Genomic DNA, 7398 nt, shown 5'->3' with positions numbered 1-7398 from the left:
GCCCCGCGGCGCCCCCCCCCCCCCCCCGGCCCCCCCCCCCCCCGCCGCCCCCCCCCCCCCCCGCCCCGGACTACGTACCTCCAGGTCCCTGGCACTCGCCGTCGGGCACGCCCCGCCCACGCGAATCCGGCTCCGCCGACGCGCTCCCCACCCCCAGACGCCCCGAAGTCCCCCCGCCGTCTCACCCCCGGGCATCCACCCCGGGGCCACGCTCCGCCCTCCTGCACCCAGGCACGCCCGGCCCGGTGCCCGAGCCCTCGGAGCGCCGCCGCCCCCCGGACTCGCTCCCGCCCCGCCCCGCGCCGCCACATCTCGCCCCCGGCCTCAGCACGACCACCCCACCCCCCACCACAACCACCACCGCATCCCAACTCCCGCCCCACACCCCGCCCCAGACACATCCCGCCACACCTTCCACCGCCCACCCCGCAGCCCCTCCCACCCCACGTCAACACCCCCCACCCCTGCCACAGCCCACCCGCATCCGCCCCCTCCTCCGCCACCCTGGCCCGAGCAGGCGCGGCGCTACGGCAGAATTTGAGACATGGGGATAGTCGCCGGGCTGGACAGCTCACCCGCCTTCACTCGCATCGTCGTCTGTGACACGGACACGGGTGCCGTGATCCGTCAGGGGTACGCGCCGCATCCGATCGAGGTGCCCGAGGGCGGTCGGCGGCCGAGTGACGTGGACCCGCAGGCGTGGCTGCTGTCGCTGGGCGAGGCCGCGGGGAGTGGGCTGCTGGAGGGGGTGCAGGCCATCGGGGTCTCGGCGCAGCAGAACGCGGTGATCCCGCTGGACGCGCAGGGGAACACCGTGCGCCCCGCGATGACCGGCGCCGACAAGCGCGCCCAGGTGGCCGCCGCCGACCTGCTCGACGCGCTCGGCGGCCGGGAGGCGTGGGCGCAGGCCGTCGGGTGCGTGCCGCAGGCCGCCCAGCCGGTGACCAAGCTGCGCTGGCTGGCCAAGAACGAGCCGGAGAACGCCCGCCGCACCGCCCTGCTGCTCCAGGCGCACGACTGGCTGGTCTGGCAGCTCCTGGGCCGCCCGGTGCGCCGTACGACCGACCGGGGCGGCGCCTCGGGCACCGGGTACTGGTCCGCCGCGACCGGCGGCTACCGGCCCGACCTGGTCGAGCTGGCCCTCGGCCACCAGGTGGCGCTGCCCGACGTACTGGGTCCGGCCGAGGCGGCCGGTACGACCCCGGAGGGGCTGCTGATCTCCGCCGGGACCGGCGAGACCATGGCCGCCGCCTTCGGACTCGGCATCGGCTTCGGGGACGCGGTCGTCTCGCTCGGCGCGTCCGGGTCCGTGATGGCCGTGCACCCGGGGGCGCTGGCCGACCAGTCCGGGATGATCACCTCTCTGGCCGACGCCACCGGTATGCATCTGCCGGTCGTCACCACCCTGAACGCCGTACGGGCCCTGCGCGGCACCGCCGAACTGCTCGGCCTGCCCGACCTGGAGAGCCTGTCCGAGCTGGCGATGAAGTCCACGCCGGGCTCGCACGGCCTCGTCCTGCTCCCGTACCTGGAGGGCGAGCGCACCCCGGACCTCCCCCACACGGCGGGCACCCTGGCCGGTCTCCGGCGCGAGTCCATGAAGCCCGAGCACCTGGCGCGGGCCTCCTTCGAGGGGATGCTCTGCGGCCTCGCGGACGCGCTGGACGTGCTGCGCGGCCGGGGCGTGGAGGTGCGGCGGATCTTCCTGCTGGGGCAGGCCGCCGAACTGCCCGCCGTACAGGCGGTGGCGCCCGCGCTGTTCGGCGCCCAGGTGGTCGTACCGCAGCCCGCCGACTACGCCGCGCTCGGCGCCGCCCGCCAGGCCGCGTGGGCGCTCGGCGCGGCCCAGGGCACGCTCGACCCGCGCACCCCGCCGGCCTGGCAGGGCGCGGCCGCGCAGGTCCTTGAGCCGGGCGACGACCTGGCCGTGGGTCAGGCGGTGCGCCAGCAGTACACGTCGGTGCGGGAGCAGATCCACCCGGGGGCGTTCCGGTAGGCCCGCTCACGCGTGGGCACGCGGACGCGGAGTCGTGAACCTCACCCGTCCGGAGGCGTTTCAGCCCACAGCTCAACAGGGCAGCCTGACGGGTTAATTCGGTTGAGGTAACGCGGGTGGAGTGTCCGACGATAGGGCCAGGGGCAGGCACCCCCGCCCCACCGCCGACTCCGAGAGACCAGCGTGCTCATACGACTTCTGCGGACCTACCTCAGGCCCTACAAGAAACCCATCGCCTTCCTGGTGGCGCTGCAGTTCCTGCAGACCTGCGCCACGCTCTACCTGCCGACCCTCAACGCGCACATCATCGACAACGGTGTCGTGAAGGGCGACACGGGCTACATCCTGTCCTTCGGCGCCCTGATGATCGGCATCTCGCTGGTCCAGGTCGTGTGCAACATCGGCGCCGTGTACTACGGCGCCCGTACCGCCTCGGCGCTGGGCCGGGACGTGCGCGGCGCGGTCTTCGACCGGGTGCAGTCCTTCTCCTCGCGTGAGCTGGGTCACTTCGGGGCGCCCTCGCTCATCACCCGTACGACGAACGACGTGCAGCAGGTCCAGATGCTGGTCCTGATGACGTTCACCCTGATGGTCTCGGCGCCCATCATGTGTGTCGGCGGGGTCGTGCTGGCGCTCGGCCTGGACGTGCCGCTGTCGGCGGTGCTCGTGGCCGTCGTCCCGGTGCTGGCCGTCTGCGTGGCGCTGATCGTGCGCCGCCTTCGCCCGCTGTTCCGCTCGATGCAGACCCGTCTGGACACGGTGAACCGGGTGCTGCGCGAGCAGATCACCGGCAACCGCGTGATCCGCGCCTTCGTGCGCGACCGCTACGAGCGCGAGCGGTTCGGCCGCGCCAACGCCGAACTGACCGAGATGCAGCTGGCCACCGGCCGGATGCTGGCGCTGATGTTCCCGATCGTGATGACCGTGGTGAACGTGTCGTCCATCGCGGTGGTCTGGTTCGGCGCCCACCGCATCGACAGCGGCGGGATGCAGATCGGCGACCTGACGGCGTTCCTCGCCTATCTGATGCAGATCGTGATGTCCGTGATGATGGCCACCTTCATGTTCATGATGGTGCCGCGCGCCGAGGTCTGCGCCGAGCGCGTCCAGGAGGTGCTGGGCACCGAGTCCAGCGTCGTCCCGCCGCTCGCGCCGGTGACCGAGCTGCGCGGGCACGGGCATCTGGAGATCCGGGGCGCGGGCTTCCGCTACCCGGGTGCCGAGGAGCCGGTGCTGCGCTCCGTGGACCTGGTGGCCCGCCCGGGCGAGACGACGGCCGTGATCGGCTCGACCGGCAGCGGCAAGTCCACCCTGCTCGGCCTGGTCCCCCGGCTGTTCGACGCCACCGAGGGCCAGGTCCTTGTGGACGGCGTGGACGTACGCGAGGCCGAGCCCACGCTGCTCGCGCGCACGGTCGGCCTGGTGCCGCAGAAGCCGTACCTGTTCGCGGGCACGGTCGCCACCAACCTGCGCTACGGCAACCCGGACGCGACCGACGAGGAGCTGTGGCAGGCCCTTGAGGTGGCGCAGGCCAAGGACTTCGTCTCGAAGCTGGAGGGCGGTCTGAACGCCCCGATCGCGCAGGGCGGCACCAACGTCTCCGGCGGTCAGCGCCAGCGGCTGGCCATCGCGCGCACCCTGGTCCAGCGACCGGAGATCTACCTCTTCGACGACTCCTTCTCCGCGCTCGACTACGCGACGGACGCGGCGCTGCGTGCCGCGCTCGCGGAGGAGACCTCGGAGGCGACCGTCGTGATCGTCGCCCAGCGGGTGGCGACCATCCGGGACGCCGACCGGATCATCGTCCTGGACGAGGGCCGGGTGGTCGGCTCGGGCCGCCACCACGAGCTCATGGCGGGCAACGAGACCTACCGGGAGATCGTGCTCTCCCAGCTCACGGAAGCGGAGGCTGCCTGATGGCCGGGCCCATGGGACGCATGATGGCCGGGGGCGGCCCGGACCAGCGCTCGATGGACTTCAAGGGTTCGGGCAAGCGGCTGATGGCACGCTTCCACCCCGAGCGCGGCACCATCTACACCCTGCTGGCCTGTGTGGTCGGCAGCGTGGCGCTGAACGTGATCGGTCCGAAGATCCTCGGCAACGCCACCGACCTGGTGTTCGCCGGGATCATCGGCCGGCAGATGCCGGCCGGGGGCACCAAGGAGCAGGTGCTGAGCAACCTGCACGCGCACGGCCAGGGCACCGTCGCGGACATGCTGCGCAGCACCGACTTCACCCCGGGCCAGGGGATCGACTTCGGCGCGGTGGGCGACGTCCTGCTGCTCGCCCTGGTCACCTTCCTGGTCGCCGGTCTGCTGATGGCGGTGGCGACGCGGCTGGTCAACCGGACCGTGAACCGCACGATGCTGCGGATGCGCGAGGACGTGCAGGACAAGCTGTCGCGGCTGCCGCTGTCGTACTTCGACCAGCGCCAGCGCGGCGAGGTGCTCTCCCGCGCCACGAACGACATCGACAACATCGGCCAGACGCTCCAGCAGTCGCTGGGCCAGCTGATCAACGCGGTGCTGACCATCGTGGGCGTGCTCGCGATGATGTTCTACGTCTCCTGGATCCTGGCGCTCGTCGCGCTGGTGACCGTGCCGCTGTCCTTCGTGGTGGCGACCCGGGTCGGCAAGCGCTCGCAGCCGCACTTCGTGCAGCAGTGGCGGACCACCGGCGCGCTGAACGCGCACATCGAGGAGATGTACACCGGGCACACCCTGGTGAAGGTGTTCGGCCGCCAGGAGGAGTCGGCGAAGCAGTTCGCCGAGCAGAACGAGCAGCTCTACGAGGCCGGTTTCAAGGCGCAGTTCAACAGCGGGGTCATGCAGCCGCTGATGATGTTCGTCTCGAACCTCAACTACGTCCTGGTGGCCGTGGTCGGCGGTCTGCGGGTCGCCTCGGGCTCGCTGTCCATCGGTGACGTGCAGGCGTTCATCCAGTACTCGCGGCAGTTCTCGATGCCGCTGACCCAGGTCGCGTCGATGGCGAACCTGGTGCAGTCGGGCGTCGCCTCGGCCGAGCGGGTCTTCGAGCTGCTGGACGCCGAGGAGCAGGAGGCGGACCCGGTGCCGGGCGTACGCCCCGACGAGCTGCGCGGCCGGGTCCGGCTGGAGAACGTCTCCTTCCGCTACGACCCCGACAAGCCGCTCATCGAGGACCTCTCGCTCAAGGTCGAGCCCGGTCAGACGGTCGCCATCGTCGGCCCGACCGGCGCGGGCAAGACCACGCTGGTCAACCTGCTCATGCGGTTCTACGAGGTCTCCGGGGGCCGCATCACCCTCGACGGGGTCGACGTCCGCGGGATGACCCGCGACGAGCTGCGCTCCACCATCGGCATGGTGCTCCAGGACACCTGGCTGTTCGGCGGCACGATCGCGGAGAACATCGCGTACGGGTCCTCTCGCGAGGTCACCCGGGGCGAGATCGAGGAGGCGGCACGCGCCGCCCACGCCGATCGCTTCATCCGCACCCTCCCCGACGGCTACGACACCGTCATCGACGACGAGGGCACCGGCGTCAGCGCGGGCGAGAAGCAGCTCATCACCATCGCCCGGGCGTTCCTCTCCGAGCCGGTGATCCTCGTCCTCGACGAGGCGACCAGCTCCGTCGACACCCGCACCGAGGTCCTCATCCAGAAGGCGATGGCCAAACTCGCCGACGGCCGCACGTCGTTCGTCATCGCCCACCGGCTCTCCACCATCCGGGACGCGGACACGATCCTGGTCATGGAGAACGGCTCGATCGTCGAACAGGGCGCGCACGCGGAGCTGTTGGCAGCGGACGGCGCGTACGCCCGTTTGTACAAGGCCCAGTTCGCGCAGGCGGTTGCCGAGGTGGACTGAGCCCTGCGGGCGGCCGGGTGGGTGCCGCTGCGCCCACCCGTGCCGCCTGGGGGCACCTCCCAGGCCCTTAAGGCACTGGGGGAGGCACGACTGCCCGCAGCAGGGGGCGGGGGGACGGGCAGGCTTTTTTCTTTTAGGGGCGCGGGGAACTGCGCGATCAGCCACGACGGCCCCGCAGGCAGCAGCGGCGGCCAGCCCTTTGTCTTTTGGGGGCGCGGGGAACTGCGCGACAAGCCACGACGGACCCGCACCCGGCATCAGTCCAGATAGCCCCGAAGCTGATCCGCATACGTGTGATCGCGGAGCTTACCGAGCGTCTTGGACTCGATCTGCCGAATCCGCTCCCGGGTCACCCCGAAGAGCCGCCCAATCTCCTCCAACGTACGAGGCCGACCGTCAGCCAACCCGTACCGCAGCTGAACAACCTTCCGCTCCCGCTCCCCAAGAGTGGAAAGCACCGCGTCCAAGTGCTGGCGCAGAAGCAAGAACGCCGCCGTCTCCACAGGACTAGCCGCATCCCCGTCCTCGATGAGATCCCCGAGGGCGACCTCGTCCTCCTCACCGACCGGCGCGTGCAAGGACACCGGCTCCTGAGCAAGCCGAAGAACCTCACGGACCCGCTCAGGGGGAAGCTCCAGCTGCGCCCCGACTTCCTCGGGAGTCGGCTCGTACCCCCGCTCCTGAAGCATCCGCCGCTGCACACGGACGACGCGGTTGATGAGTTCGACCACGTGCACGGGGACACGAATCGTCCGGGCCTGATCCGCCAGCGCACGCGACATCGCCTGCCGAATCCACCACGTGGCGTACGTGGAGAACTTGTAGCCGCGCGCGTAGTCGAACTTCTCCACCGCGCGGATGAGGCCGAGGTTGCCCTCCTGGACGAGGTCGAGCATGGTCAGGCCGCGGCCGACGTAGCGTTTGGCGACGGAGACGACGAGGCGGAGGTTGGCCTCGATCAGGCGGCGCTTGGCGATGCGGCCGAGGACGACGAGCCGGTCGAGGTCGCCGGCGAGGTGGCTGTCCAGGTCGGGGGTGCCGCTCAGTTTCTCCTCGGCGAAGAGCCCGGCCTCGACGCGGCGGGCGAGTTCGACCTCCTCGGCGGCGGTGAGCAGCGGGATACGGCCGATCTCGCGCAGGTACTGGCGGAACAGGTCGGCGGAGGGCCCGCCGGTCTCGGTCTGGACGGCGGCACGCGTCGCGGCGGGTTCGCGTTCGGGCTCGGATGCGGGTTCGTCGCCGCTCAGGGCGTCCGCCGGGGGTTCGGCGGGCTCGTGGGTCTCCTCGGGTTCCGCCTCCCGGCGGGGGCCGCCCTGCGAGGGTACGGCCATGAGTACGTCCGTCTCCGCGTCGGGCTCGTCACCGGGGGGTGTGACGGCTCCTGCGGTCTTGGTGAGCGTGTGGGTCCGCACGGGGGCGACCTCCAGGATGAGTCGCGGCCTGCGCTCCGGGGGGCTGGGGCACCGCACCCAGTGTGGGGTACGACACATCCCCGCCACGAGGGGCGTGCGGTGACTTTTTGCGTCCGGTCCGTGACCGCGTGGTGATCCTGAGGCC

The 7398-nt window shown here is 71.4% G+C and carries 4 protein-coding genes; 3 read left to right on the top strand and 1 reads right to left on the bottom strand.

The window, feature by feature from the left end; translation table 11 throughout:
* Positions 1 to 544: 544 nt before the first annotated feature.
* From AB0E91_RS30035 to AB0E91_RS30025, 3 genes are all read left to right on the top strand, one after another.
* Complete coding sequence (locus AB0E91_RS30035) at positions 545 to 1996, top strand: FGGY family carbohydrate kinase (protein ID WP_361788305.1); 1452 nt, start codon at positions 545 to 547, stop codon at positions 1994 to 1996.
* A gap of 183 nt (positions 1997 to 2179) precedes the next feature.
* Positions 2180 to 3913: an ABC transporter ATP-binding protein gene (locus AB0E91_RS30030; protein WP_361788303.1), complete on the top strand. Its 1734-nt coding sequence runs from the start codon at positions 2180 to 2182 to the stop codon at positions 3911 to 3913.
* The gene (locus tag AB0E91_RS30025; RefSeq protein WP_361788301.1) at positions 3913 to 5841 is read left to right on the top strand and encodes an ABC transporter ATP-binding protein; all 1929 of its coding nucleotides are present in this window, start codon (positions 3913 to 3915) and stop codon (positions 5839 to 5841) included. The genes AB0E91_RS30030 and AB0E91_RS30025 overlap by 1 nt, the downstream gene beginning before the upstream one ends.
* A gap of 257 nt (positions 5842 to 6098) precedes the next feature.
* Here the strand turns inward: AB0E91_RS30025 and AB0E91_RS30020 are convergent, their stop codons facing one another.
* Positions 6099 to 7331: an RNA polymerase sigma factor gene (locus AB0E91_RS30020; protein ID WP_361788299.1), complete on the bottom strand. Its 1233-nt coding sequence runs from the start codon at positions 7329 to 7331 to the stop codon at positions 6099 to 6101.
* Between the last annotated feature and the right edge of the window lie 67 nt (positions 7332 to 7398).

This window comes from Streptomyces sp. NPDC026659, assembly GCF_040638245.1.
Taxonomy (GTDB): domain Bacteria; phylum Actinomycetota; class Actinomycetes; order Streptomycetales; family Streptomycetaceae; genus Streptomyces.
This window is presented reverse-complemented; position numbering and strand designations above follow the sequence as displayed.

Bases quoted from the DNA above. Each gene is read 5' to 3' on its own strand.
- AB0E91_RS30025 (WP_361788301.1), top strand. From the start codon at position 3,913: ATGGCCGGGCCCATGGGACGCATGATGGCCGGGGGCGGCCCGGACCAG.
- AB0E91_RS30020 (WP_361788299.1), bottom strand. From the start codon at position 7,331: ATGTGTCGTACCCCACACTGGGTGCGGTGCCCCAGCCCCCCGGAGCGC.
- AB0E91_RS30035 (WP_361788305.1), top strand. From the start codon at position 545: ATGGGGATAGTCGCCGGGCTGGACAGCTCACCCGCCTTCACTCGCATC.